Here is a 25,246-nt window from a genome sequence, read left to right on the forward strand (position 1 = left end):
TATGTTATTCAACCAGAATTGTGGTTAAGCATTAAAATTCTTATTATTCATTGGCTAAATTATTTATAACATCAATAAGTGGAGATTGATTAATGCCTTTAGCAACAAAAGATTCAACACCTTCAGGAAGTTTAGATTGTACCGCGAGTGCCTCGTTTTCAGAGTTAAATCGCGAAAAAATACAAGCACCTGTACCAGTCATTCTTGACGGCGCGTATTCTACCAACCAAGCCAGTAGCTTGGCAACCTTAGGATAGTTTTTTATTACGATAGTTTCGCAATCGTTATGGCAGCTTTGGATGTTTATTTGCTTAGTTACATCGCTACTTGTGTTATTTAATAGGAGTTTAGGTGTATTTCTTACTAGCTCAGCCGAACCAAATACATCTTGCGTTGAAATGCTGCAATCAGGTTTAGCAACTAAATACCAATGCTCATCAGGATTTATTGGCGTTAGTATTTCACCTATACCTTGAGCAAAAGCAGCATAACCGTGAATAAATATGGGAACATCTGCACCTAAAGCTAAACCTAGTTCCGCTAATTTATTAATAGGTAAGTTGATTCCCCAAATCTTATTTAACGCTAATAAAATAGTAGCAGCATTCGATGAACCACCACCTAAACCTCCGCCCATAGGCAGTATTTTATTCATTTTTATTTTAACGCCACAGTTAAAGCTTACTTGCTCTTGTAATATTTTTGCTGCTTTGTAGATCAAGTTATCAGTATTTTTTACACCTGCTATAGGCGTTAAAATATCAATATCTTTATTTAAGTTATTTGTGCTCAGCTCAATGGTATCGCCATAATCTAGAAATTGAAATACGGTTTCTAGTTCATGATAGCCATTAGGTCGTTGACCCACCACATGTAAAAATAAGTTAAGTTTAGCGGGAGATGGAAATGAAATAAAAGTGTCTTGGCTCACTATTTGGCTCTCTATATAGTCCAATCGTTAATGGCGATATTAATGGTTAAATCAGCTGAGGTTATTTTGATTTTATTAGGTAAAGTTATTGTTATATCGCCTTTTTGAATAGTTTGATAAGAAGAATACTGAATTAACCAATGATAACCATTGTATTGGCTGGTTAAAGTCTTAGGTAATTGAGACTCAGGACTGAAGGTAAAAGAATCATTGTTATTATAAGGAATAGCTTTTATCCAATATGATAGTGCTTCAGTTGGGAATCTCATATCAATCAAAGATTCAATTAAACTATCTAAGTTTTCATCTTGATAAGATTCACCGTCAACTTCAATAGTATGCATACTGTCGACAGAAGTTAACTTAAGAACATTAATGCCTAGGTAAGTAGTTAAATTTAATTGTTGGTTAGTGTTTGATTTATTCCAGAATAGAGAAGCACTTTTTCGTTCTACACTATTAATAAAGGCTATTTTGCCTTTAACTTGCCAAGTTGTTAATTGAGCTAAGGTTTTTTCTCTTTTCAGGATATCGCTTGTGTAGCCTGGTTTTATATCGTTAATAGGTTGAGTTGTCGTACAAGCTGACAGAAGAGTGATCAACACAAGAAACAAAAAGTTGAATTTGTTAGCTAAGTACCTAGATGAAAAGTAGAGATAAGAGTAAAACTTGTTATTAAGCACAATAGCCGACCTGAATAGATTAACCTGAATTCGTTAAGTATATTTGACCACAAATAGGAAGGTGCTTTCAATCAATCTCTATCTTTCGTAAAATTACTTTATTATTTAATCATATTTCGCTGTTAATTTGAGCGTTTGATTAAAGTCATCGATTTTTAAATTCAAATAAGCTTTATTAGTTAGCTATAGCTCAGCTTTATAAAAGTATAATTCAAAAAATTAATAACTAATATCACTAAAATATGGCGCAAATTTAGTGCTGATTAGTTATAATATAAAACTATTATATTTTTTATCTTAGTGTTTCATAAAAAATATAAATGTTTTTCTACGAAGCAGAAGATACAAAAATTAATCAAACTTTCTAATTAAGGCCTTAATAAATAGCGTTATGTCTATTGTTGCTGTTGGTATAAATCACAAAACTGCTCCTGTATCGGTTAGAGAGAAAATCTCTTTTAATCCTGATGCATTATCTACTGCGCTTCAAAGTATGCTAAATACAGTGAAATGCAAAGAAGCCGTTATTTTATCAACGTGTAACCGCACTGAATTATATTTAGTACAAGATGAAGCTCTAGATATAACCCAAGAACGCCTTATCAATTGGCTTGAGCAATACCATAATGTTCCAGCCTCAACTATTTTACCTAGTTTATATGTACACCAAGGCCAACAAGCCGTTAATCACATGATGCGTGTTGCTTGTGGTTTAGACTCTCTCGTTTTAGGCGAACCTCAAATATTAGGTCAAATGAAACAAGCATATGGCCAAGCTAAAGCTGCAGGCTCTATGGCTTTAGTGATGGATCGTTTATTTCAACGCACCTTTGGTGTTGCTAAACAAGTAAGAACAGAAACTGAAATAGGTGCAAGTGCCGTTTCAGTTGCCTTTGCATCGGTTAATTTAGCTAAACACATCTTTGCTAATTTAGAAAAAGTTCGTGTATTACTGGTTGGCGCTGGTGAAACAATTGAGTTAGTGGCTAAGCACCTTTATGAAAATAAAGTTGGCAAAATAACTGTAGCTAACCGAACTATTGCAAGAGCCGAAGTAATGGCTGAAAAGTTTGGTGGTAAAGCGATTACTCTGGCTCAAATACCAGAGCAAATGATCCATTCAGATATTGTTATTACTTCAACGGGTAGTACATTGCCGTTGATTGGTAAAGGTATGGTTGAAGGCGCTTTAGCAAAACGAAAACATCAACCTATCTTTATGGTAGATTTAGCTGTACCGCGTGATATTGAAGAACAAGTTGCTGATTTAGAAGATGTCTTTCTTTATACCGTTGATGATCTACAAAGCATTATTGCCAAGAATATGGAAAACCGTAGGAAAGCGGCTGTAGAAGCTGAAAGTATTGTTAATATTCAAGCTAATAGTTTTATGTCTTGGTTACGAGGTTTAAATACTCAAGATACTGTGGTTAGTTATCGTAAACAGTGTTTAGAAGAACGTGATCAACTACTGAAAAGAGCGCTTCTTCAGCTAGAGAGTGATAAAGATCCGGCAGCTGTGGTCGCAGAGTTAGCAACTAAACTAACCAACAAATTTATGCATGCTCCAACAAGTGCTTTGCAAAGTGCAGCGCAAGGTGGAGAGTTAGACAAACTTATTTATTTAAGAGATATTTTTGATATAGATAAAAAACCTTAGCTACTTTCCTTATCATAATATTTGTTTTTGTTTAAAAAACATGCAAACCATCGTACATTTACTTAATTTTCGTGATAAAAAATTTACTGTCAGTTTGAATAGCACTAGAATACTGCAACTTTAGCTCGACTAAATTTTCCCAATAAAAGAATAATTTAATGAAAAACTCAGTTTATCAAAAGCTTGAAATTATTTCTGAACGTTTCGAAGAAGTTCAAGCGTTACTTTCTGATCCTGAAACAATCTCAGATCAAGAAAAGTTTAGAGCCTTATCTAAAGAATTTTCACAGTTAGAAATTATAACTAACGCTTTTAATGCCTATAAAGATGCTGTTGACGATTTTGAAACAGCAGAAGAAATGCTAAAGGATGATGATCCTGATATGCGTGATATGGCACAAGAAGAATTTAAAAGTGCTAAAAAAGCGGTAGAAGAAAAAACTGATGAGCTACAAATTTTATTACTACCAAGAGATCCTAAAGACGATAATAACTGTTTCGTAGAAATACGAGCAGGTGCTGGTGGTGATGAAGCGGCTATATTTGCGGGTGACTTATACCGCATGTATACACGTTATGCTGAAAAGAAAGGTTGGAGAATCGAATTAATGAACTCTAACGAAAGTGAGCAGGGCGGCTTCAAAGAAATTGTTATGAAAGTTGACGGCGAAGGTGTTTATGGACACATGAAATTTGAATCGGGCGGCCATCGTGTACAACGCGTACCTGAAACAGAATCTCAAGGTCGCGTACATACATCTGCTTGTACCGTTGTTGTAATGCCTGAAATACCAGAATCTGAAGCGATTGAAATTAACAAAGCTGATTTAAAAGTTGATACTTTCAGAGCATCAGGTGCAGGTGGACAACACGTTAACAAAACTGATTCGGCTATACGTATTACGCATATACCATCAGGTGTTGTTGTTGAATGTCAGGATCAACGTTCACAACATAAAAACAGAGCACAAGCTATGTCTGTTTTACAAGCGCGATTACAACAAGCTGAAGATGAAAAACGTAGAAGCGAAGAAGAGTCTTCTCGTCGTAACTTAGTGGCAAGTGGTGATCGTTCTGAACGTATTCGTACTTACAACTTCCCACAAGGTCGTATGAGTGATCACAGAATCAACTTAACTCTTTATCGTTTAAATGAAATTATGGAAGGTAATTTGCAGTTGATCATGGAACCTATCATGCAAGAAAACCAAGCTGATTTATTAGCTGAAGTTTCTGATTAACTTGTTCATCTGTTTAATCAATAAAAGACCTTTCAATGCTAACTGAAAAAAATAGCATAAAAACGCAAATAGAGTTTGGTACTGCATTACTTGAAAAAGTATCTGACAGCGCCAAGCTCGATTCTCAAGTCTTGCTTAGTTTTGTTTTAGATAAAGAAATAAACTACCTATACACTTGGCCTGAAAAATTACTAACCGAAGACCAATACATTTCCTATTCCTCTTTACTTCAAGAACGTTTATTAGGTAAACCAATCGCCTATATTACAGGCATTAAAGAGTTTTGGTCTTTACCGTTTTATTGTGATGAATCTACTTTAATTCCGCGTCCAGATACCGAAGTACTCATTGAAATAATTTTAGAGGAAGTAGAAGAAAATATAGAGTCTAAGTCAAATAGCATAAGTTGTATTGATTTAGGTACCGGCACTGGAGCAATAGCACTTGCCTTAGCGTCTGAAAAACCTAAGTGGGATATTGAAGCGATTGACTACAATAAAAATGCTGTTGCCTTAGCGCAAAGAAATGCCAAGCATTTAGCTATTAATAACGTTAATATTTACCAAAGTGATTGGTTTTTAAGTGTAAGCACAGATAAACGCTTCGATGTTATTATTAGTAATCCACCTTATATAGATGAAAACGATATTCACTTATCTCAAGGTGATGTGAGATTTGAACCTTTAACTGCCTTAGTTGCCGAAGACCAAGGATTAGCTGATATCACTAAAATAGTGAATCAAGCTATACCTTATTTAAAGCAAGGTGGTTATCTATTCTTTGAACACGGTTACAACCAAGGTGAAGCAGTGAGAAATATTATGCTGGCATCAGGTTTTAGTAAGGTTCAAACAATACAAGATTACGGTGAAAACGACAGAGTAACCTTTGCTACTTTTCACCAATAAACTCATTGATTTAAATGGCTGATTGAAAAGCTAGTTAGTTCAGTGATTAAACGACAAAATTCAATTTAGATTAATAATTCAAACAATAATCAAGGATTTCCATGAAACATTTACATATGACATTGGCTTTACTTAGTGTTCTTTTATTTACATTACGTTTTGCTTGGTTACTAATGAACTCTGATCAACTTAATAAAAAATGGGTGAAAATCGCACCACATGTTATCGACACTTTCTTATTAGCTATCGGTATCGGTATGGCAGTTAAATTATCAATTAATCCATTTGAACAGTTATGGTTAGGTGAAAAAGTTCTCGCTGTTGTTGCATACATTTTTACTGCTTTTTATACCTTAAAACTTGCTAAAAATAACACCATGCGAATTATTGGTTATTTAGGTGCGTTAGGCTGGATCATGTTAGTGGTAAGAATTGCGATAAGTAAAGAAGGCGTTTTCTTTTAATCAACCCTTTTAAAACCGCAAGTTTCCCCCATATAACATATATAAAATGAAACAAGCCTAAAGTGTATGTAGTTGTTTAAAGTAACTATATACACGGTAAACCTAACTAACGGAAAAATATAACTATTTTGAAGAACGAATTGTTGTTATCTGAATTGCAATCAGACGAAAAAAGCTTGCTAGATCTATTCTTGTTAGTCGAAGAATTTGTGTTTGATACAAGTAATACGTCGATTCAGAACATTGAAGATATTATTGAAAGCTGTCAATTAGCAATTTCTGACGTTGAAAGTCCATTAGAAAAAGTGGAAATTCTAATTAACGAATTGTTTGTTGAGCATATGTTTATCGATAAGCAAAAAGCCTTTTGGCCTGTTGTTACTTTTCAAATAGAAACCGCAGTGGATTACCGTGTGTTAGCTCCAACCCTTAAGGCGGTTATTCTGCAATATGTAGTAGAACGCTGTGACTTTGAAACCGATATAGTTTTCTTGCCTGATAACACCATGATCAGAATATCATGTGATGATCATTACGCTATTATATTTGACCCTGTAACTGGCGAATCTATTGATTGGCACCAACTTGATCACCGTATGGATGATTTAGAAGGTGATCCAAGTGAATTGGAGTTATTGCCAATAGAGCAAAGCGCTTTAATTATTGAGCATCTAACAGCACTTAAGAACTCACTTATTAAAGAGGGTGGCTTTAACCAAGCGCTCAAATGTGTCGACTTATTGATTGGCCTGCGTCCTGAAGATCCCTTTGAAAGAAGAGACCGAGGTTTTTTATTACATCAATTAGATTGTTTTAAAGTGGCGTATGACGATTATCAATATTTTGTAGATCAGTGTCCTAAAGATCCTGCGGCGCAGTTGTTAAAAATTCAGTTAGAAAAAATAACTGTTGTCGATAACGTACTTCACTAATTAAAGTGTAGTGCGTAGTTACTTTATCTTATTACAAACATAAGTTGGATACTTTATGCTACAGGAAGTTGTAAATGAAACCGTTGTATTAAACGACCCACTTATTACAAACGATGCGACTATTCTTGGTTTTATAGCCATTATGCTCGGTGTGATCTTTTATACCGCCAATAGTAGTCATCATCTTTGGAAAAAATTTTACGGTATAGTTCCCGCTGTATTACTTTGTTATTTCCTTCCTTCACTTTTGAATACTTTTGGTGTGATTAATGGTGATGAATCAAACCTTTATTATGTTGCATCTCGTTATCTTCTTCCTGCTTGTTTAGTATTACTCACCCTTAGCGTTGATCTAAAAGGGATAGCTAAATTAGGCAATAAAGCGGTTATTCTCTTTCTAACGGGTACATTAGGCATTGTTATTGGCGGGCCTATTGCCTTACTTATTGTTTCTAGTATTTGGCCTGAATTATTAAATGTTACCGGACCTGAAGCTGTTTGGAGAGGCATGACAACGGTTGCTGGCAGCTGGATTGGTGGTGGTGCTAATCAAGCTGCAATGAAAGAGATATATGGTGCAGGTGATCAAATATTTTCTGCAATGGTAACGGTGGATGTAATCGTTGCAAACCTTTGGATGGCGGTATTACTTATTATGGCTTCCAAAGCTAAAAGTATTGACGCAAAAACAGGCGCCGATACCTCTGCAATAGAAGCTCTTAAAAATAAAGTAGAATCTTTTAATGCTGAACATAGCCGTATTCCTCAATTAACAGACATCATGATAATCCTCAGCATCGGTTTAGGTGTTACAGGTTTTGCCCATTTATTTTCAGATAATATAACCCCTTACTTTATTGCTAATTATCCCGATTTAGGTCGTTTCAGTTTTCATAGTAAATTTTTCTGGATGATTGTGTTTGCAACAACCGTTGGCCTAATTTTATCGTTTACCAAAGCAAGAAACTTAGAAGGCGTAGGTGCATCTAAAGTTGGTTCATCTTTTTTGTATATTTTAATTGCTACTATAGGCATGAAGATGGATATACGTATGATTCTTGATGCACCTGTTTACTTCATTTTAGGCGCTATTTGGATGCTGATTCACGCTGGTTTAATGCTTGTTGTTGCGAAATTGATCAAAGCGCCATTGTTTTATATGGCTGTAGGTAGCCAAGCAAATGTAGGTGGTGCAGCGTCTGCACCTATTGTCGCATCATCATTCCATCCATCACTTGCACCGGTAGGCGTACTTCTCGCTGTATTAGGTTATACCGTTGGAACTTATATGGCATGGCTATGTGGACAAATATTACAAAGTATTGGGTAAATCATTTTGAAACTTGTGTAAACTGATGTCGATTTTACACATTAAATACTACAATTTTTCATACTCACATTTATATACATAATTATTAAGGATCAAAAATGGCGTTATCGTCTATCCAACTAAACAATATTAATATTTCTAACGATCAACCGTTTACCTTATTTGGTGGTATGAACGTACTTGAATCGCGTGATTTAGCCATGACTATCGCTGAACATTACGTAGAAGTTACACAAAAGCTGAATATACCTTACGTATTTAAAGCATCTTTTGACAAAGCTAACAGATCATCAATTAACTCTTACCGTGGTCCAGGTTTAGATGAAGGTTTAAAAATCTTTGAAGAAATTAAATCTACATTCAATGTTCCAATTATTACCGATGTACATGAATGTCACCAAGCACAGCCTGTAGCTGAAGTGGTTGATATTATTCAATTACCAGCATTTTTAGCTCGTCAAACTGACTTAGTTGTTGCCATGGCGAAAACCAATGCCATCATCAACATTAAAAAACCACAGTTTTTAGCGGCACATGAAATGCGTCATATTATTACTAAGTTTGCTGAAGCTGGTAATGAGAAAATGATCTTATGTGAACGTGGCAGCTGTTACGGTTACAACAACTTAGTTGTAGACATGTTGGCGATGGACGAAATGAAAAGCTACGCCCCTGTAATTTTTGATGCGACTCATGCATTACAAAAGCCAGGTGGTAGAAGTGACTCTGCCGATGGTAGAAGAGCACAAGCTTCTCAATTAGCTAGAAGTGGTATGGCAATTGGTATTGCAGGTTTATTTATTGAAGCGCATCCTGATCCTTCTCAAGCTAAGTGTGATGGACCGTGTGCATTACCACTTGATAAACTTCAACCTTACTTAGAACAAATGAAAGCGATTGATGACGTTGTTAAAGGTTTTGAACCTTTGATTACAGGCTAATACGCAGATTAACGATAGTTATTGAGTTTTAAATAAAAAATAAAAGGGTGATAGAGAAATCTATCACCCTTTTTTATAAGTTTGAAATGCTAAGTATCAGTTTTTAATATTATAAATATAAAGTTCAAATGTTAGAACTTTATAGATGCGCTATTAAGCAACTTTTACTGAAGTTTTACGGCGTTTAAAGCCAGCTAAAGCTACCATACCAATAGCAAATAAGCCTGCGCTTGCTGGTACTGGAACTTGTACTTGATTAACCGTAATACGCGCTACTTCGAAACCTTGTGCAGTAAAGTCAGCAGCAGCTTGATCGATTGAATAACCTGCCGGTGTATTACCGCCAAAAATAGATAAACCACCTGCTAAAACAGTTAAACCAGCATGTTGGCTAATTACACCATTTTCATCTTGTCTTTCTTCTGCATCAGCACCTGCTAAGAAAGGAGCGCCATAACCTCTGTTTAATTCAGTACCTGAATCCCAAACATCAGAGCCTAATACTAAAATATCTAATCCAACAAATTCATTGTTCATATCAAATAATGAATAGGCTGTTCCGCTGTCGTTACCTATAAACGCATCATTTGTTGGTATTAGCATTGATAAGAAACTGAAATAGCCACTATCTGTTGCGTTTATTTCAAATATACCTGAAGTTGCAGATTCGCCCGGTTCGAATACTGGAGCGCCAGCAAAGCCGTCAGGAGCTAATATAGCGCCTTGTTCACCATTAGTATTACTCGCAGTAAAGTCAGCCATAACACCAGAAACATCGCCATTTTCAGCTAAAGCTTGTAAAGAAGAAGATGAAGAAGCACCAACATCGAAAGAGTCGAAAGTACCGTCATGAAAACCAACCCAAACAGGTGTTAAGGCTAAACCACCGGCATTAAATAAGTTACTTACTTCTACTTCAACCATTGCTGCTTGTGATGCACCAGACAACAAAGCGCTTGCTGTTAAACTGGTTAATAATGCTTTTTTTATTATTTTCATATTAAATTTTCCCCAAAATATAAATTGTGCTAATTACAATTAATTAGCATTTCATTTACATAATAAGAAACAGTTATCACAGAGTTATCACGAAGTCATAACAAAAAGCTCAAGATATACCGTGCAAAGAGTTATAATCATGGATTGCGTCTTTTAGATTGTTAAGTTTTAACTTAATCTTTCATAATTAAGAAAAATTAAGCATTATCTCATTACGTTACTGGAGAATTGTGTGACCTTATTGTTTGTTGTTATTTTATCAACATTACTTGCTGGGCTAGGTATGACAGCCGGGGCTGCGATAGCCTGTTTTAAAATGCGTTGGATAAATAATGAGGTACAACATGGCATTGTTGCTTTTGGTGGTGGCGCTTTATTGTCTGCAGTTGCTTTAGTATTAGTACCAGAAGGTATGAAGCACACTACGCCATTTACAGCTTGTGCCTTTTTTATATTGGGTGGCTTATGTTTTATGTTTTTGGATATATTTCTTAAAAAACGAAATACGCCAGCCAGTCAACTTGCCGCAATGGTTTCTGACTTTATTCCAGAATCAATAGCTTTAGGCGCTGCTTTTGCAACAGGTAGTAATGGAGCATTTTTACTTGCGGGCTTAATTGCTTTGCAAAATATCCCTGAAGGCTTTAGTGCGTATCGCGAATTAAATGAATCACCATCTTTTAATACCAAAAAAATACTTATTATATTTACTCTTTTAGCTTTTTTAGGTCCTGTTGCTGGGGCATCTGGTTATCTTTGGCTTTCCGGATCTCCTGTGATAATCGCGTGCATTATGTTGTTTGCTTCAGGTGGAATTCTTTACTCAATATTCCAAGATTTAGCTCCTAAAGTTATATTGAAAAATCACTTAGCACCACCTATGGGGGCAGTATTAGGCTTTGTATTTGGCATGTTAGGTTTTATGCTGACTGCAGCCTAATTATATTTAACCTCAACTCGGGGTAATGGATTTAATTACTTATTGATTTATTAAAGTATCGATTAACTTTATCTGAATTAAGCACAAAAAAGCCTTAATTCTCTCAATGATGAAATTTATATAGAGAACAATTATGACATATCCAATCAAAGGGTCTTGCCAATGTGGCAACATCACTTACACATTAAAAGCCAAGCCTAAAAAAGTTATGGCTTGCCATTGCCAAGAATGTAGAAAGTTATCAACCAGCGCGTTTAGTATTACAACCGTTGTTGAAAGTAAAGATATAGAGTTTAGCGGCACTTTAGATGAGTGGGTTCGTATAGCTGATAGCGGTAAGAAAAATCACGCTAAGTTTTGTACAGGTTGTGGTAACAGAGTTTATCACTACAACCCAAATGACTTATCTAGCATCAGATTAAAGTTACAGCCGGTCAATGTAACAGACGACACTATTTTTCAACCCAGTGTTCATGTGTGGGTAAGTGAGAAGCTAAGTTGGTTTGTTATTCCTGAAGGTATGCCGAGTTTTCCTGGTCAGCCTTAATATAGCTTTGCTGTTTTATTAATGTTTGCGTGAAATAAAGTTACCGTTCCTATAAAAGAGAAAGACCACCATAAATATGGTGGTCTTTTGGAATTTACATTATGTGCTAAGTCACAAAGGTTAATTCAGAACAATTAGAGTTAACTGCTTAAGTGTTTCAATTCCTGAAGATCTCGCCTTAATTTTTTAAAAGCTTGTCATGAGGAATTCGTTATCAGAAATTAACAAACCTTTTACAGCTTAGATTATTTACCTAAAACATTGGTTGTTGTTTTTTTAGCTGTTTTTGCCGCTTTTTTCTCTTTTGCGGTTAATAATGGTTTCTTTTTAGCACTTTTCTTGTTGTCTTGTCCTTTACTCATGATATTTCCTTTAAAGGTTAATCTATTGAACCTGAAGACGGCTTTAGCCAACTCAAGGACTAGGGTTACGCAGTGCTTTATATAAACCGAAGATACGTAACAATATCAGTATGGTCTTATACAAGCGTAATAGATATGACTTTATTGTGATTGATCAAGATATCTTTAAGCAACCAGCAACTGAACCTTGCAAGCCTAAAGTACTAGGTATATAGGTTGCAGGAAAAAAGGTGTATTTGGCAAAAAGATTTAAAGTGAAGAGAAGTATTTAACATTTACTTAAATAGCTAAAACATAAGAAGAGTGACTAACGTTTGTTAGTCACTCTTCTTATGTTTAAAAGTGAAAATAATAGGGTTAAAAATACAGGTTAACTAACTTATTTTTTTGAGTAATTCTTTATATGCTTCGCTGTGTTTATCTTGTGCTTGGCAAACACTCAATACGTCATCAATAAAATGCTTTAAAGCACGCGCTTCTATTTTCTGAATTAATAACTGCTGTTCACTTGTTAGCATGTGGTACATAGTTGCAGCACCAAAGTCGCCAAATATAATATTGGCTTCATCATCAAACAGGGTGTTATGGGCATACAAATCACCATGAGAAACTTGGTTGCTATGTAAATGTTCAAACACCTCTTGCATCTGCGATACAATTTTACTTATTTGCTGAATACTTAACGTAAAGTCAGCAGGAAAAGTATCTCGAGTGCAGCTTTTCAAAGAAGGAGGTAAACCTAAGTTATTATATCCTTCAGGAATCAAACTCATAATAAGTGCTAAGTAACCCTGTTCGTTCACTTGTGCTAATGATCGAACAATATTCTTGTGATTTCCTGTTTTTAAACACACTTGTAGTTCATCTTTTGGGTAACCATCACTGGTTATTTCACCTTTAAAAACTTTAACTGCAATCTCTGCTGGAAACTGTTCTTGGGCTTCTTTCCATACGGCACGTGAAATAACACCTGATGCGCCCCGACCAAGTTCGTTCTGCAAAATATAACTTGATGATGCCACTACAGGAACTGAAGCTTGAGGGCTTTGTTTATGAATATCATCTTTATTAATATGTGTTTCAGTAAGTTCAGAATTATTAAGTTCAGAATTACTAAAAGGGTTACCTGAAAAAGCCAGCCAAGCAAGTTTAGGTAATTGTAATAAGTGAGTAGGGCATCGAGTTAATTGATTAGCTGAAATTCGAACCAACTCAAGATTTGTTAGTTTTGCCATGGATAACGGTAATTCAGTTAATTGATTACCTGCCAGCATAAGTTTTTGTAATTGACTACATTCACCTAAAGTATCAGGTAAAACTTCAATACAATTGTCCGTTAATATTAACCAGCGTAAATTTTTCGGTAAGGCACTTTCAGGAACGGTTTTAATTTTATTAGCTTTAAAACCAATCATCTCTAAATTTTCACATTGCCCAAGTACTTCAGGCAAAGAGGTAAAAGGATTGTCTGAGGCAAATATAATTTTCAATTTAGTTAATTGTACTAACTCTTTTGGTAACGAGGTTAATTGATTATTCGATAAATCTAACACCTCTAAGCTGTCTGCCAAGCTTAAAATTTCTAAAGGAAACGAAGTTAGGTTTTCAGAAAGTGCTAAACGTTTAACGCCCAGTAAGTCACCATTTTTTAATTGAGATAGAGTCTGCATAGAGATTTTGCCGCTTATAGATAATTATCGCGGTGTAGTTTACTTCAAGCGAAAGTTTAATGCTTAATAATTTCCATTAACTCTTGTTTGGCTTAAATAACTTTTAAAATGGTTTCGGTCAGTTACCACGAATCTTGATATAATCTTATCAATAGAAAACATCAGCTCAGTAATACCAAAGCGTAAACAGGATATATAACATGCATTCAGCAATGCAAATGAACAAAGACGATCTCAGAAAAACCAAACCTAGTAGAGATGAGTACCTCCAAAAGCCCAAACTTCCATTAATTGTTGTATTAGATAATGTAACCAACAGCTATAACATCGGCTCGTTTATTCGATTAGCGGATGCTTTTGCCATAGAAAAAATTATTGTTTGTGGCGAACTGACTATCTCGGATAAGAAATTAAGAAAAGCCTCTCGCAACGAAGCGAAATGGGTAACCGTTGAATACAGCGATAGCACCACTAACAGCTTACAAACCTTATTAGATGATAACTATACGGTATTTAGTGTTGAGCTTTGCCATGAATCTGTTGATTACAAAGAAATTAGCTATCCTAAAGCGAGTGTTTTGGTATTAGGTAATGAACGTAAAGGTGTCAGTGAAGCCGCATTAAAATTAAGCCATCATCAAATACACATACCCATGTTTGGCATGGGAAATTCTTTGAATGTTTCAACGGCTGGTGCGATTGTTTTAGCTGAATGTGCCAGCCAAGTGCGCAAGTTAGGTTAATAACCACCTCTCAATAAAAAATTAAGATTAAAAAAACCTATTAAAAAGCCTCTAATTACATTGCGTAAAAAGAGGCTTTTGCTTCGAAGAGTTAACTTATTTAACTTTACTTCAATTTAGCTTAATTTAGCGTGTACGAGTAATAGTAATCTTTGCTGTTGGGTTGTTCCAACGATGACTTTCATCTAACACTGAAGTACTTAAACCTTCCAAACTTGCGTCTGTAACATTCGCATTTGAAACAATACCTCTGTGGAAGTGAACACGGTCAAACAAATCATCACGAGCCGCATTAAAACCAGCTGCAGCTCCACCGCCACCAGCAGCACTTGCCGCAGGACCCGGAACTGTAGAAGCTGACTCAAGGTTTGCTTCTGTACCAGCATCCCATGTAGGTGCCATAAATGAAGTCGATTGACCCACAGTCATGCTACTTACGTCCATAGCATTTAAGCCAGTAAAACCATCGTTTGTATTACCTAACATGCTAGCAAAGCTAAGACGTAGGTTATCAACATCAAGATCCGGTACTATTAAAGTAGCCGTTGAACTTGTAGAGCGAGGGTTTGTACCGCCACTTGTTGTAGTTGAATCTAAGTAATTAGCTGAAGCACTTGCTTCGCTTATTAACATTACTGGATCAGCAGCTTCCGCTAACATTTCAATACCAACACTGGCAACTTCGCCATCGGTAAATGCGTGGTAGCCTGGTTCATGTAAAATAACAGCCGCAGGACTCATTGGTTGATTGTAAGTTAAGTTAGTAAAATGCACTGTGTAAACTGCTGAGTTACCATTTGTACCCGGAGCACCATCTTCACCATCAATACCGTCTATTCCATCGATACCGTCAGCACCATCTGCACCGGCAGGGCCAACAGCACCTGTAGCACCAGTGGCACCTACAGCACCGTCATCACCATCGAAGGTACAAGCGGAAGTTATAGTAACTAACATTGCTAGTAAGCTTACTTTGAATAATTGATTTTTCATATTGAGTTTCCTTCGATTAAGACGCTGGAACTGTAATAGTTACACGAGCAACAGGGTTTAACCAACGGTGAGCAGTTGAATCTAAATCACTTGCTCCGCCTGTAAGGCTAGTATCACCTAAAATACCTCTGTGAATATGAACTGGGCCATCTGTACCATCTTCAAGTTCACCATTTTCTATTAGAGCACCAACACCTGTACCACCATCACCTAAAGGTACTGGAGACGCGCCAACACCAGCAACACCTGGTAAACCATAGCCGCCTAAAGCATTACCTGTTCCAGCTTCTACAACGTCAGTACGTGTACTGTTTATTTCGTCATTTAATTCTGTACCAGCATCATATGCGTGTAATGTGTAAGAATAAGTACCTGGTGTTGTTGGAATTTCTATACTATCTAAGCCAGCAAAAGCATCGTTCGTAGGAACTAACATAGTTAATAGTGATAAGTAAGGCTTATCCATAGTATCGAATGGGTAACTTAAAGAAGCAGATGGACCTAAAGTGCCACCAAATCTGTGCCATGTGTTAGCACCGTTATCTGTATCAACAGGACCAAGCTCAGCTTCAAAGTTTTGGCCACTAGAATCTGCATTTTGTGCATCATCAATAACACCAGCTTCAGCTAACCATGCAAGTGCAGTAGATGCATCTTGACCTGGTTCAAAAGCATCGTAGGTTGCATCATGAGCAATAACTAAACGTGGAGTAAATGTTTGAGCGTGCGTTAAGTTTGTTATTTCTACATCTACTACAACTGCATTTGCAGAACCTGATGCTGCCATTGCTAAGATTGCAGCAGAAGCTAGTTTTGTTAATTTCATATTGTTTTCCTTTATAATTTGGGGAGTGCTAGTTGTTGAACTGGCTACAATATAAATTTTGCCTTGAAGGAATACCTCACGAAGTTATCACAATTTCATAACAAGTAATTATTTTGTTTTATTTCATGGGTTTATAGTTAAAATTATTTTAACTAAATATTTGGTTAATATTTTTTGTGGGTGGAGTAAGTAGTAACTTCACTTAATAATTTAGGGTTTATAACCAAAGGAAAGGGGTATTACCGTTTTGCATTTATGGCTTTCGCTAACATCATAACGACATAGTAGGCTTATAATTAAGTAGTAGTACTTAGTTATGTGTAGTGAGATAGGAGCGGGGATTAAATAAATCCCCTTAAACTGGAAAGGTCATACTCTTAAATTGCGCTAATTAAACTTATAAGCCTCGTTGCCATTCTTGTCTAAGAGGAATATGTGCTGATTTGTCTATCGCCATTTGTACAGTGTTAACTAGCGTTGCTTTGTCTTTACCTAACACACCTTTTAATACTAAATAGTTTGAAGCGTGGTCTGATCTAAAAATCGTTTTTTCTAACTCAAGTTCAGACAGTAATAATTTCATTTCTTGAAACAACTCTTGTTGATCTAACAAGCGAAATGGCAGATGGTTATTTTCTACAAAGTTTTTAGCAAAACGTTCTTCACCTAAAGGGAAGCTAACCACTAAGGTGGATAAAAAGTCTGGCTGAGCTGCATTCATTAATCGAGCTGAATTTATCGCATGTTGCTTTGATAATTCAGGGCCGCCTAAACCATTTAAAATCATCACTGAGCTTTTCATTCCGGCTTGCTTGATTTTATTTAAGGCGATTAAAGAGCTTTCGTAGGTTTCACCTTTTTCAATTAACTGTAAAACCTCATCATCGCCACTTTCACAACCCACATAAACTAAGGTTAAGCCTAAAGCGCGTAATTCTGTTAATTGTTCTACGGTTTTATTAGTTAAGTTTCTAGGTAAACAATAACTTGAAACTCGGGTGACTTGTGGCAAGTGAGTTTTAATAAGAAGTAAAATTTCTTTTAAGCGATTAAAAGGTAGCATCATGGCATCGCCATCAGCCAAAAACACACGGCCTACAGGTAAGCCAGAAGCAACTATTTGCAGTAATTCTTGTTCGATTACATCTGTTTTTTTAGGCTTGAATTTTTTACTGTCAGCCGTATACATGTCGCAAAAAGTACACTTATTATAAGAACAGCCATTAGTGACTTGTAGTATTAGGCTTTTCCATTCACTTGGTGGGCGAAAAACAGGTTCTATATAATTTAGTGGGTACATATTATGCTCTTTGTTTTAACGTTTTTGCTTTTGTTACTTACAAATTGTTTTTACTAGAGTTGTTTTACACAACTCTAGCGTATTTTACTTATCATCAAACAGATAAGCTAAGTCTTCATCGTCATCTGCATGGAAATCATAACCACCATCAAAGTCATCGTGTAATTCATTCATTACAGAAACTGGAAGCTCTAAGATATCAGGGATGAAAATAGAGATATCCATTTGTTGTTCAATTAAACCTTTAAGATCGCTAAACTCTAATAAATTAAGCTCATCTAAATAGTCTCTTGCAGCAACAGGTAGCTGTTTAGTGATGTTTTCGATACACGTTTCTAGTTTGTCAAAAATATCCACTTGATCACTTGTTGTTAGGTAGGAAATTAACTCTTCGTATAAGCTATTGGTATATTTCTTTTTATCTGTATCTATTAATAATAAAGTTACCGCAGAGTTTAAAAACTTCTGTATTTCAAACTGCAGCATTTCTTCATCGTTATCAATGAGAATGGTATTTGCACAATAAACTGATGCGATGCTTTTATAAATATTTAATAGCATGGCACTTTCGTTACCGGTTTTTTCTATGGCGTTATGCATTAATCGGATATCAGAAGTATCGTTAACTGATTGTGCATAATTGGTGATTGATACTTCCTCAAAGTACGAAGGAGATATTTGCTTTAATTTAGCGTATTTAGCCCAACCCGCTCTAAAGCAATAAACTATACCTTGGGTGAGTAATATCTCTTTGGCTTTTTCTGTGTCGTTATCGCAAAGATCTAACAAACCTAAATTGCTCATACCGAGTACAATTTCACAACCTTTTCTAATTTGATCGGCATAAATAATTGATAAGTTATCTGACGCTATACGTAACGACATATCAGACAATTGCTGCTTAGTTTTATGCATGTATTCTGGCGTAAAATAGCCTTCACTTTCTCCATCTTTTAACACTAAAAGAAGAAAAGGATGATTACGTAACTCTGCTATTTTCATTAATGGTTCCTAATCAAATAATACTGATGATAATGCGTTAATATTCTATATAAATCTTTAATTATTAATTGGTTATAAAATTAAAGTGGCGCGAACATATCGTCTGTATCCATTTCAATAGCGGTAACGCGTTGCTTGTTAGCGTTCTGTTTTAATGATTTTTCAATGTTTTCAAGTGTACCATTTGTACTGATTGTCATCACTTCACGGTAAGCTTCTTCACTTAACGATTTTATCTTCATTAATAGCTCTTCAACGCTGCCAGATGTTTGCTCTTCGTCTTCTTCTATTTCTGAAAAATCGTGACCAACAAAAGGTAAAGATAAATATAAAAGTCCAAAGTCGTCGTGCAATATAGCGTTCAATACTTCAAGTTGTTTTTCTTCATCATCTGTCGATAAGAATATTTGCGTTAATAAACTATGTGCTTCGGTTTGTGCGCAAAATACTTCGTCTTCTTCCATGTTTTGCCAGTACGAAGGTTCAACATTAAGTAGCTGCTTAATTGATTCTGCGTCCATTAACCAAGTAGCAATTGATGGAATAGTCGCATCATGCTCTCGAACAATTTTAGCAACAGTTAAAATATCCATCTCCGTTAATACGGCAAGCATAGTTTCGTCACCTTGTTCTGAAGCTATGGCTTCTAAAGATGTGCCAGCACGTCTACCGCTTTGTTGCGCTTGTTCAATAATATCGGTGGCTAGAATTAATGCGTTTTTAGTCAAGGGAGTTCCTTAAAGCTTATGTTTGTTATTTTATTTATTAAGTTTTTTATATGTTTCTAGTAGAGCTAGCATGTTGCTATAAAACTAATAGTTCTCATCATAATCGTCAGATTCATATCCGTTTGAACCATAATCATCGTCGTCATCATCATTTTCTTCAGCTTTTAATGGTGTAGCATCGTAGCCGTTATAAAAATGAATCAATAAAATAGCGGTTTTTAAATCTTGCTCAGCATTTTCCATTATCTCTGTAATGCAAGCTCTTGCATCAGCATGTACGCCAACAAAGGCTTTAACATCTGCCCATGTTGGTTCTTCAGATAACTCAATTTTTGCTAAGCTTTTGCTGTCGATTCTTACTTTTGTTGCAATGGCCATAGCAAGTTGATCAGGCATGCCTGTAAATAGTAACGGCATTTCTTGCAATTGCTTGAACAAATTAGATAAATAATTGGTTAACAGATCCGGATTTTCAGGATCAGCTAAAGAGTTCATATTTTCTAAATACATAGAAAAATCACCGCTTAAATATTCAGGTATGCTTACTTCGGTTTGCATTTGTTATTTCCAGTTGGAGAGTCTGAGTAAAATCGTTAATTTATATTATTAAATAAATGCTTAGCTTAATGCACCATTCCAAAATGCATCAGCCACTTCGCGTGGATCTGTGATGATGGTGTAATTACTTTTTAAATATAAAGCACGTTTTTTAGGGTCAACAATCGCATCGTAAGCTTGTTGAATTAATTGGAATTTTTCTTTGGCTTCTTCACCGTCATTTCTGTCGGGATGATACTTATTAGCAAGCTTGCGATAAGCTTTTTTTATTTCAATGGTAGTTGCTGCTCTACCTACACCTAATTGTTCAAAATGATCCATAAATATACCGCTACCTTTTGCTAAACAACATTTAAATGCGTGTTGCTATAATAAGGCTAATTCTACCTTCGCAGCTGTATTATTCAAATCTTTATGTTTGCTTATTTTCGATTAAGGTTTGATTTGAGACTTATTTAAGCAACTTGATGAGTAAAAGATATCGAAGAGCATTTCTGATCTCCGATATCTGTCTTTAGCTGTAACAGCTTTGAGTTATACAAAGTACTAACTAAAAATTATACGTTCCTGTAATGGTATAGGTGCGAGGTGGATCTATTGCAACCCAATAAGCAAATGCATTACCTGGTAAATCTTGTGATGAACGTACCACTTGCTCGTCTGTTAAGTTTTTAGCTAACAAGGCAACACTCCATTTTCCATCGTTTGCATCACTTAGCCCGATACGAAAGTTAAGCTTAGCAAACGAGTCTTGCTTAGATTGTTCGTCTAAATCTGACGCGGTGTAAAACGATGAAGAGTAGCTTACCGATAAGTTACTTGATAACAACACAGAGCTTGTTACTTCATCGTCGTAATTTAATGAAAAACTTGCTGTTACTTCAGGTGCATAAACGCCACGTCTGCCAGTTAAGTTTTGCCCACCTAAGCCTTCTACCTTGTCTTGCCATACGGTAGCCACTCCATTTTCAAAACTATCGTATTCAAAATCTAAGTAAGCAGCAGCGCCAGACACGTACAAGTAATCGTTTAATATAAAGGTGAAGTCTGTTTCAAGCCCTTGTACGATAGATTTTGCAGCATTATCTACTACATAACTTTGCCCATCCCACGCAGATACTTGCATGTTGTCAAACTGGGTATAGTAGTAAGCAACATTGAATCTACCTCTGCCATCTAAAATATCTGACTTTAAGCCTATTTCAAATGCAGTCGCTTCTTCATCTTCATATTCAAACGAGTCTGCTGGAATAACCGCAGGATTGAAGTGATTATATGGGTCGCCAGAAGGTGAGCTTGTACCCATACTGCCTGTGTTATTTAATAAGGTTCCGTCGAATCCACCACCTTTACTACCAACAGTTGCGCTGGCGTAATACATCAGGTTTTTGTTTTCTTGATAGCTTAATTTTAAGCTAGGTGAAAAATGCGTTTCATCACGTTCTTCATCAAGTAGATGATTACCTGCGCCAAATGCCGCCAAAATAGTATCTGCTAAACCTAATGCGTTAGCTTCGGGTAGCCCAAAGTCTGCGGTGTAGGTTTCTTGAGATGAAGTTACTGTTTTATTTTCTTTGTCGAAACGTAAACCTAAATCGAGTTTAAGCTTTTCGTTTACCTGCCAACCTATCGAAATAAAGGCAGCAATGCTCCATTCGTCTAATGCAAAATCAGAAAATAAGCCGTAGCGACTGTCTGGAATAGGCGCAGATGGAAACTCAAACATATCCGCATTTTGGTTCAAGTCTAAGTTCTGGCGAGTGTAAAATAAACCTGCAATATAATCGAATTCTCCTACCTCAGCTTCAGGCGTTACAAAACGGAACTCTTGGGTAAGCTGATCAAAGTTTTCGGTTCTATCAAGAGCAACCCAGTTTTGTTCTGAATAAGTAGGATCGTAAGCGTTATTCCAAGTGTAATCTTGATAACTGGTGATTGAGGTGAGGGTATTGTTATTTAAATCGTATTCTAGGGTTAAAACCGCGGTATCGCTTTCAAAGTTGTCGTTAAAAGGAGATTGATCGCCCGCAGTATCATCAAACTCTACTCGTTGATCTATTATCGCGTTAGGATCTAACAAAGCCGTAAGTCCAGCTTGATGACCTTGATCTATCGCAGCAGCTAGTGCTTCGTTATCAACATAATATTGTCGAGAGCTCAGCTCAAAGTCCGATTCTGAATGTTCAACTTTAAAACCAATAGATAAACCATTATCTAAGTCGCCTTGTAGGGAAAGTCTTACGCCTGAGTTTTCTTGTCCGTCGATATGATCTACGCCTCGAATATCATTATTGTCGAGGTTGTTATCCATAAAACCATCTGTGGTTTTAAGCACTGCAGCAATACGAGCAGACCAATTGTCATTAATCGCAGTATTGAACATACCTTCAAGACTTAAAGTAGAGTGAGAACCATAGCTTGCACTGAATGAACCTTCCGTGTCGTTAATTGCGCCTTTAGTCATGGTTGAAATAACACCCGCGGTGGCATTTTTGCCAAACATAATACTTTGTGCGCCTTTAAGTACTTCAATTCTTTCTACATCAAATACCGGTGCTCTAGCCATAATAGCTCGGCCCATATAAATATTATCTTTAAATTGGGCAACAGATTGCTCAAAGCCATAATTAATACCTGCGCCAATGCCTCGCATATATATTTGCGGCATAGAACTCGTGCTCGATATTTCTACATTAGGCATCATGTCTGACGCATCAACTAAGCTAGTGATATGGTTGTTTGTAAGTTGTTCGCCAGTAAAGGCACTCACTGAAACGGGCACTTCTTGAATGTTTTGCGTACGTTTTTGTGCGGTAATTTCGATTCGCTCAAGTTGACTGCTTTCAACGTCTGCTGTGTCTTGAGCATAACTTTGTACAGATAAGACCGTAATGATGGCTGTAGATAGTAATTTAAACTGAAATTTTCTTGCTTCCATGTTGCAACTCCCCAGTTATTGTTTTTTATTTTATCGACTTAATTTGTCACATAGATTAATAATAGTACAGTTATCAATATACCCATGAGTTTTTAGCCAGATAACTGATAAATATTAAAAACAACATTTTTCTATTTTTAATTTATTGAAAAGTAAAAGATTAATTTGAGTTGTTCTAGATTTAGCATAACCTAATATACGAAGATCTAGCTCAGGATATGTATAAACTAGATCTAATAAGAAGACCGCCTATACTCTGATCACTAAGTAATGACTTAGTATCAAGTTTGAAGTGCAACAAGAGTTAAGCAAGGACACATATTACGCGTTTAAAAGAAGTAAATACTATTCATAAAACCAAGTAGTAGCTGAGGATAAATAATGGAAATATATAAAAACAAACTGATCACATTGCTCGTTATGGTTACCACATTAAGCTTTTCGTCAATCAGCATGGCTGAAAATTACGATTTAGTGATTAAAAATGGCCGAGTGATAGATCCCGAAACAGGATTAGACGCCAAACGTTGGCTAGGTATTTCTGCAGGTAAAATCGCTAAAATATCGGAATCATCCATTAAAGGTAAAAAGATCATTGATGCTACCGGCTTAGTGGTTTCGCCAGGCTTTATTGATTTACATGCACATGGCCAATTATTACCTTCAGCTCGTTTACAAGCCTTCGACGGTGTAACAACTGCATTAGAATTAGAAGCAGGTGTACTCGAAGTTGATAAGTTTTACAGCAATATAGCCAAAGAAGGGCGACCTATAAATTATGGCGCTTCAGCTAATTGGTCGATGGCACGTGCAATGGTGTTAGATGGCGCAACCTTTAATGGTGTTCCGGGTGAAGCCTTAGGTGTGTTTTCTTTACCTAACTGGAGCTCAAAGCTCACCACAAAAGCACAACAAGATGAAATTATAACGATTGTTGAAAAAGCCATTGATGCTGGCGCGCTAGGTGTAGGGATTTTGTCGGGCTATAGTCCTAATTCTAATAGAAAAGAATATTATCAACTGCACAAGTTAGCGGCTAAACATAATGTATCTACCTTTAACCACATTCGTTTTGCTAGTGCAGAAGAGCCTAAAAGCGCTTTTGAAGCCTATCAAGAATTGATTTCTGTAGCGGCAAGTACAGGTGCTCATGCACATATTTCTCATTTAAACAGTACCAGTGCACGCGATATAGAAGATGTAGCCGAACTTGTATTAAATGCGCAAAAGCAGGGCGTTAATATTTCTGTTGAAGCCTATCCATATTCAGCTGCAAGTACCGCTATTGGCGCACAAATGTTTCGTGGCGAAAATTGGAAAGAGCGATTAGGTAATGCTAGCGAAAGCGACTTCTCATTTAACGGACAAACCCTTAACGCTAAAACCTTTAAAGAGTTACAAGATAAAGATCCGCGTTCTATTATCATCTTCCGTTATTTAGATCCTGAACATTCAGAGTCAGACCAACACTTATACGACATCTCGCAACTGTTTCCTAACGGTGCTGTTGCTTCAGACGGTATGCCATTAATTGATTCTAAAACACGCAGAATGGTAACTGGTGACGTTTGGCCTTTACCTGAAAGCGCTAAAACACATCCAAGATCAGCAGGCACGTATTCGCGCTTCATTAGAGAGTTTGTTAAAGAAAGCAAAAAAGTATCGTTAAGTGAAGCCATCAGAAAAATGTCGTTAATACCTGCACAAATTTTAGAAGGCAGTGTGGCTCAAATGAAATTTAAAGGTCGAATTCAAGAAGGTGCCGACGCTGATATCGTAATTTTCAATTTTGCAGAACTGACCGACAGAGCAACATTCGCTCAACCTATATTAACGTCTACAGGCATGAAAACCGTTATAGTAAACGGCACGCCTATTATCGAAAATGGCGAATTAATAAGAACAGCTATGCCAGGAAAAGCGATTAGAAGAGAAGTTAAATAGGGAAGTGAAATAGGTAGGTAAATAAAAGTTAACTTTTTATTATCATCAATCACTAACAACTCAATATTAGCTCTTATTTTTAGGAGCTAACATGAACAAAGGAGAGAAAATGAAAAAATTATCAACCATTATTACGCTGGCGACACTTTTATTCACAAGTCATCTTTATGCAGGTTCAAGCGCTAAAGTTGAGTATTTAGATACAAGTAGTGTGTTTCCTAAATCAGCGAATATGCCATTTTCAGAAGCTGTTCGTGTTGACAACACACTGTATATTTCAGGTCAACTTGCCGTTACTCCAGGTACACTTAAACTTGTTGAAGGTGGTATTGATGCTGAAACCACACAAACCATGAATAACATTAAAACAATACTTGCTGCTCACGACTTAACCATGAAAAACGTTGTTAAATGTACGGTTATGTTAGCTGATATGAAAGACTGGCCGCGTTTTAACGAAATTTACACCTCATTTTTCAGCAAGCCATATCCAGCGCGTAGTGCTTTTGGTGCAAATGGATTAGGTTTAGGCGCAAAAGTTGAAGTGGAATGTATTGCTGTTTTTAGTTAATTATTAACTGATAAATTATCAAGTTAACTTTAGAG

At 36.2% G+C, this 25,246-nt stretch carries 24 protein-coding genes; 12 read left to right on the forward strand and 12 right to left on the reverse strand.

The window, feature by feature from the left end; genetic code table 11:
* Window positions 1-43: 43 nt before the first annotated feature.
* A complete protein-coding gene (ispE, locus tag Q5N69_RS06085) occupies window positions 44-931 on the reverse strand; it encodes a 4-(cytidine 5'-diphospho)-2-C-methyl-D-erythritol kinase (RefSeq protein WP_304367967.1) in 888 nt (295 codons plus the stop codon).
* A gap of 11 nt (window positions 932-942) precedes the next feature.
* The gene (lolB, locus tag Q5N69_RS06090; RefSeq protein ID WP_304367968.1) at window positions 943-1,533 is read right to left on the reverse strand and encodes a lipoprotein insertase outer membrane protein LolB; all 591 of its coding nucleotides are present in this window, start codon (window positions 1,531-1,533) and stop codon (window positions 943-945) included.
* Between the two features lie 472 nt (window positions 1,534-2,005).
* Here lolB and hemA point away from each other — a divergent pair, with 472 nt between their 5' ends.
* The 7 genes from hemA to kdsA all read left to right on the forward strand — a co-directional run bounded on the left by hemA (window position 2,006) and on the right by kdsA (window position 9,090).
* A complete protein-coding gene (gene hemA, locus Q5N69_RS06095; RefSeq protein ID WP_304367969.1) occupies window positions 2,006-3,274 on the forward strand; it encodes a glutamyl-tRNA reductase in 1,269 nt (422 codons plus the stop codon).
* A 158-nt stretch (window positions 3,275-3,432) separates the two neighbouring features.
* The gene (gene prfA, locus Q5N69_RS06100; RefSeq protein WP_304367970.1) at window positions 3,433-4,515 is read left to right on the forward strand and encodes a peptide chain release factor 1; all 1,083 of its coding nucleotides are present in this window, start codon (window positions 3,433-3,435) and stop codon (window positions 4,513-4,515) included.
* A 35-nt stretch (window positions 4,516-4,550) separates the two neighbouring features.
* The gene (gene prmC / locus Q5N69_RS06105) at window positions 4,551-5,423 is read left to right on the forward strand and encodes a peptide chain release factor N(5)-glutamine methyltransferase (protein WP_304367971.1); all 873 of its coding nucleotides are present in this window, start codon (window positions 4,551-4,553) and stop codon (window positions 5,421-5,423) included.
* Between the two features lie 101 nt (window positions 5,424-5,524).
* A complete protein-coding gene (locus tag Q5N69_RS06110; RefSeq protein WP_304367972.1) occupies window positions 5,525-5,887 on the forward strand; it encodes a SirB2 family protein in 363 nt (120 codons plus the stop codon).
* A 128-nt stretch (window positions 5,888-6,015) separates the two neighbouring features.
* Window positions 6,016-6,819 (forward strand): tetratricopeptide repeat protein, encoded by an 804-nt coding sequence (locus tag Q5N69_RS06115; RefSeq protein WP_304367973.1) that lies wholly within the window; start codon window positions 6,016-6,018, stop codon window positions 6,817-6,819.
* Window positions 6,820-6,874: 55 nt separating this feature from the next.
* The gene (locus Q5N69_RS06120) at window positions 6,875-8,149 is read left to right on the forward strand and encodes a DUF819 domain-containing protein (RefSeq protein ID WP_304367974.1); all 1,275 of its coding nucleotides are present in this window, start codon (window positions 6,875-6,877) and stop codon (window positions 8,147-8,149) included.
* A gap of 98 nt (window positions 8,150-8,247) precedes the next feature.
* Complete coding sequence (kdsA, locus tag Q5N69_RS06125; RefSeq protein WP_304367975.1) at window positions 8,248-9,090, forward strand: 3-deoxy-8-phosphooctulonate synthase; 843 nt, start codon at window positions 8,248-8,250, stop codon at window positions 9,088-9,090.
* Between the two features lie 153 nt (window positions 9,091-9,243).
* Here kdsA and Q5N69_RS06130 read toward each other — a convergent pair whose 3' ends face one another.
* Window positions 9,244-10,089, reverse strand: coding sequence for a spondin domain-containing protein (locus tag Q5N69_RS06130; protein ID WP_304367976.1), 846 nt, complete (start codon window positions 10,087-10,089; stop codon window positions 9,244-9,246).
* Window positions 10,090-10,321: 232 nt separating this feature from the next.
* On the opposite strand from Q5N69_RS06130, the gene Q5N69_RS06135 reads away from it, so the two are divergent.
* The gene (locus Q5N69_RS06135; RefSeq protein WP_304367977.1) at window positions 10,322-11,029 is read left to right on the forward strand and encodes a ZIP family metal transporter; all 708 of its coding nucleotides are present in this window, start codon (window positions 10,322-10,324) and stop codon (window positions 11,027-11,029) included.
* 133 nt (window positions 11,030-11,162) lie between these two features.
* The gene (locus tag Q5N69_RS06140; RefSeq protein WP_304367978.1) at window positions 11,163-11,576 is read left to right on the forward strand and encodes a GFA family protein; all 414 of its coding nucleotides are present in this window, start codon (window positions 11,163-11,165) and stop codon (window positions 11,574-11,576) included.
* A 736-nt stretch (window positions 11,577-12,312) separates the two neighbouring features.
* Here Q5N69_RS06140 and Q5N69_RS06145 read toward each other — a convergent pair.
* Window positions 12,313-13,608 carry a leucine-rich repeat-containing protein kinase family protein gene (locus Q5N69_RS06145; RefSeq protein ID WP_304367979.1) on the reverse strand — a complete coding sequence of 432 codons (1,296 nt, stop codon included), beginning with the start codon at window positions 13,606-13,608 and terminating at the stop codon, window positions 12,313-12,315.
* Window positions 13,609-13,808: 200 nt separating this feature from the next.
* Here Q5N69_RS06145 and Q5N69_RS06150 point away from each other — a divergent pair, with 200 nt between their 5' ends.
* A complete protein-coding gene (locus Q5N69_RS06150; protein WP_304367980.1) occupies window positions 13,809-14,351 on the forward strand; it encodes a TrmH family RNA methyltransferase in 543 nt (180 codons plus the stop codon).
* 126 nt (window positions 14,352-14,477) lie between these two features.
* On the opposite strand, the gene Q5N69_RS06155 is transcribed toward Q5N69_RS06150, so the two are convergent.
* The 8 genes from Q5N69_RS06155 to Q5N69_RS06190 all read right to left on the reverse strand — a co-directional run bounded on the left by Q5N69_RS06155 (window position 14,478) and on the right by Q5N69_RS06190 (window position 22,696).
* Window positions 14,478-15,344 (reverse strand): spondin domain-containing protein, encoded by an 867-nt coding sequence (locus Q5N69_RS06155; protein ID WP_304367981.1) that lies wholly within the window; start codon window positions 15,342-15,344, stop codon window positions 14,478-14,480.
* A 16-nt stretch (window positions 15,345-15,360) separates the two neighbouring features.
* Window positions 15,361-16,170 (reverse strand): spondin domain-containing protein, encoded by an 810-nt coding sequence (locus Q5N69_RS06160; RefSeq protein WP_304367982.1) that lies wholly within the window; start codon window positions 16,168-16,170, stop codon window positions 15,361-15,363.
* Between the two features lie 397 nt (window positions 16,171-16,567).
* Window positions 16,568-17,470 (reverse strand): radical SAM protein, encoded by a 903-nt coding sequence (locus tag Q5N69_RS06165; RefSeq protein WP_304367983.1) that lies wholly within the window; start codon window positions 17,468-17,470, stop codon window positions 16,568-16,570.
* An 84-nt stretch (window positions 17,471-17,554) separates the two neighbouring features.
* Window positions 17,555-18,472 (reverse strand): hypothetical protein, encoded by a 918-nt coding sequence (locus Q5N69_RS06170; RefSeq protein ID WP_304367984.1) that lies wholly within the window; start codon window positions 18,470-18,472, stop codon window positions 17,555-17,557.
* Window positions 18,473-18,552: 80 nt separating this feature from the next.
* A complete protein-coding gene (locus Q5N69_RS06175) occupies window positions 18,553-19,200 on the reverse strand; it encodes a hypothetical protein (RefSeq protein WP_304367985.1) in 648 nt (215 codons plus the stop codon).
* Between the two features lie 84 nt (window positions 19,201-19,284).
* Entirely contained in the window at window positions 19,285-19,758 is a 474-nt protein-coding gene (locus Q5N69_RS06180; protein ID WP_304367986.1) for a hypothetical protein, read from the reverse strand.
* Window positions 19,759-19,818: 60 nt separating this feature from the next.
* Window positions 19,819-20,079 (reverse strand): DnaJ domain-containing protein, encoded by a 261-nt coding sequence (locus Q5N69_RS06185; protein WP_304367987.1) that lies wholly within the window; start codon window positions 20,077-20,079, stop codon window positions 19,819-19,821.
* Between the two features lie 229 nt (window positions 20,080-20,308).
* On the reverse strand, window positions 20,309-22,696 hold the full coding sequence (locus tag Q5N69_RS06190) for a TonB-dependent receptor (RefSeq protein WP_304367988.1): 2,388 nt from the start codon (window positions 22,694-22,696) through the stop codon (window positions 20,309-20,311).
* Between the two features lie 381 nt (window positions 22,697-23,077).
* Here Q5N69_RS06190 and Q5N69_RS06195 point away from each other — a divergent pair, with 381 nt between their 5' ends.
* Both Q5N69_RS06195 and Q5N69_RS06200 read left to right on the forward strand, forming a co-directional pair.
* A complete protein-coding gene (locus Q5N69_RS06195; protein ID WP_304367989.1) occupies window positions 23,078-24,640 on the forward strand; it encodes an amidohydrolase family protein in 1,563 nt (520 codons plus the stop codon).
* A 109-nt stretch (window positions 24,641-24,749) separates the two neighbouring features.
* Window positions 24,750-25,211 (forward strand): RidA family protein, encoded by a 462-nt coding sequence (locus Q5N69_RS06200; RefSeq protein ID WP_304367990.1) that lies wholly within the window; start codon window positions 24,750-24,752, stop codon window positions 25,209-25,211.
* The last annotated feature ends 35 nt before the right edge of the window (window positions 25,212-25,246 follow it).

This window comes from Pseudocolwellia sp. AS88 (assembly GCF_030551755.1).
GTDB lineage: Bacteria > Pseudomonadota > Gammaproteobacteria > Enterobacterales > Alteromonadaceae > Pseudocolwellia.

What these genes read in the sequence shown, in the direction of transcription:
- hemA (WP_304367969.1), top strand. Translation starts at nt 2,006, where the DNA reads ATGTCTATTGTTGCTGTTGGTATAAATCACAAAACTGCTCCTGTATCG.
- prfA (WP_304367970.1), top strand. Translation starts at nt 3,433, where the DNA reads ATGAAAAACTCAGTTTATCAAAAGCTTGAAATTATTTCTGAACGTTTC.
- prmC (WP_304367971.1), top strand. Translation starts at nt 4,551, where the DNA reads ATGCTAACTGAAAAAAATAGCATAAAAACGCAAATAGAGTTTGGTACT.
- Q5N69_RS06110 (WP_304367972.1), top strand. Translation starts at nt 5,525, where the DNA reads ATGAAACATTTACATATGACATTGGCTTTACTTAGTGTTCTTTTATTT.
- Q5N69_RS06120 (WP_304367974.1), top strand. Translation starts at nt 6,875, where the DNA reads ATGCTACAGGAAGTTGTAAATGAAACCGTTGTATTAAACGACCCACTT.
- kdsA (WP_304367975.1), top strand. Translation starts at nt 8,248, where the DNA reads ATGGCGTTATCGTCTATCCAACTAAACAATATTAATATTTCTAACGAT.
- Q5N69_RS06130 (WP_304367976.1), bottom strand. Translation starts at nt 10,089, where the DNA reads ATGAAAATAATAAAAAAAGCATTATTAACCAGTTTAACAGCAAGCGCT.
- Q5N69_RS06140 (WP_304367978.1), top strand. Translation starts at nt 11,163, where the DNA reads ATGACATATCCAATCAAAGGGTCTTGCCAATGTGGCAACATCACTTAC.
- Q5N69_RS06145 (WP_304367979.1), bottom strand. Translation starts at nt 13,608, where the DNA reads ATGCAGACTCTATCTCAATTAAAAAATGGTGACTTACTGGGCGTTAAA.
- Q5N69_RS06150 (WP_304367980.1), top strand. Translation starts at nt 13,809, where the DNA reads ATGCATTCAGCAATGCAAATGAACAAAGACGATCTCAGAAAAACCAAA.
- Q5N69_RS06155 (WP_304367981.1), bottom strand. Translation starts at nt 15,344, where the DNA reads ATGAAAAATCAATTATTCAAAGTAAGCTTACTAGCAATGTTAGTTACT.
- Q5N69_RS06160 (WP_304367982.1), bottom strand. Translation starts at nt 16,170, where the DNA reads ATGAAATTAACAAAACTAGCTTCTGCTGCAATCTTAGCAATGGCAGCA.
- Q5N69_RS06165 (WP_304367983.1), bottom strand. Translation starts at nt 17,470, where the DNA reads ATGTACCCACTAAATTATATAGAACCTGTTTTTCGCCCACCAAGTGAA.
- Q5N69_RS06170 (WP_304367984.1), bottom strand. Translation starts at nt 18,472, where the DNA reads ATGAAAATAGCAGAGTTACGTAATCATCCTTTTCTTCTTTTAGTGTTA.
- Q5N69_RS06180 (WP_304367986.1), bottom strand. Translation starts at nt 19,758, where the DNA reads ATGCAAACCGAAGTAAGCATACCTGAATATTTAAGCGGTGATTTTTCT.
- Q5N69_RS06185 (WP_304367987.1), bottom strand. Translation starts at nt 20,079, where the DNA reads ATGGATCATTTTGAACAATTAGGTGTAGGTAGAGCAGCAACTACCATT.
- Q5N69_RS06190 (WP_304367988.1), bottom strand. Translation starts at nt 22,696, where the DNA reads ATGGAAGCAAGAAAATTTCAGTTTAAATTACTATCTACAGCCATCATT.
- Q5N69_RS06195 (WP_304367989.1), top strand. Translation starts at nt 23,078, where the DNA reads ATGGAAATATATAAAAACAAACTGATCACATTGCTCGTTATGGTTACC.
- Q5N69_RS06200 (WP_304367990.1), top strand. Translation starts at nt 24,750, where the DNA reads ATGAAAAAATTATCAACCATTATTACGCTGGCGACACTTTTATTCACA.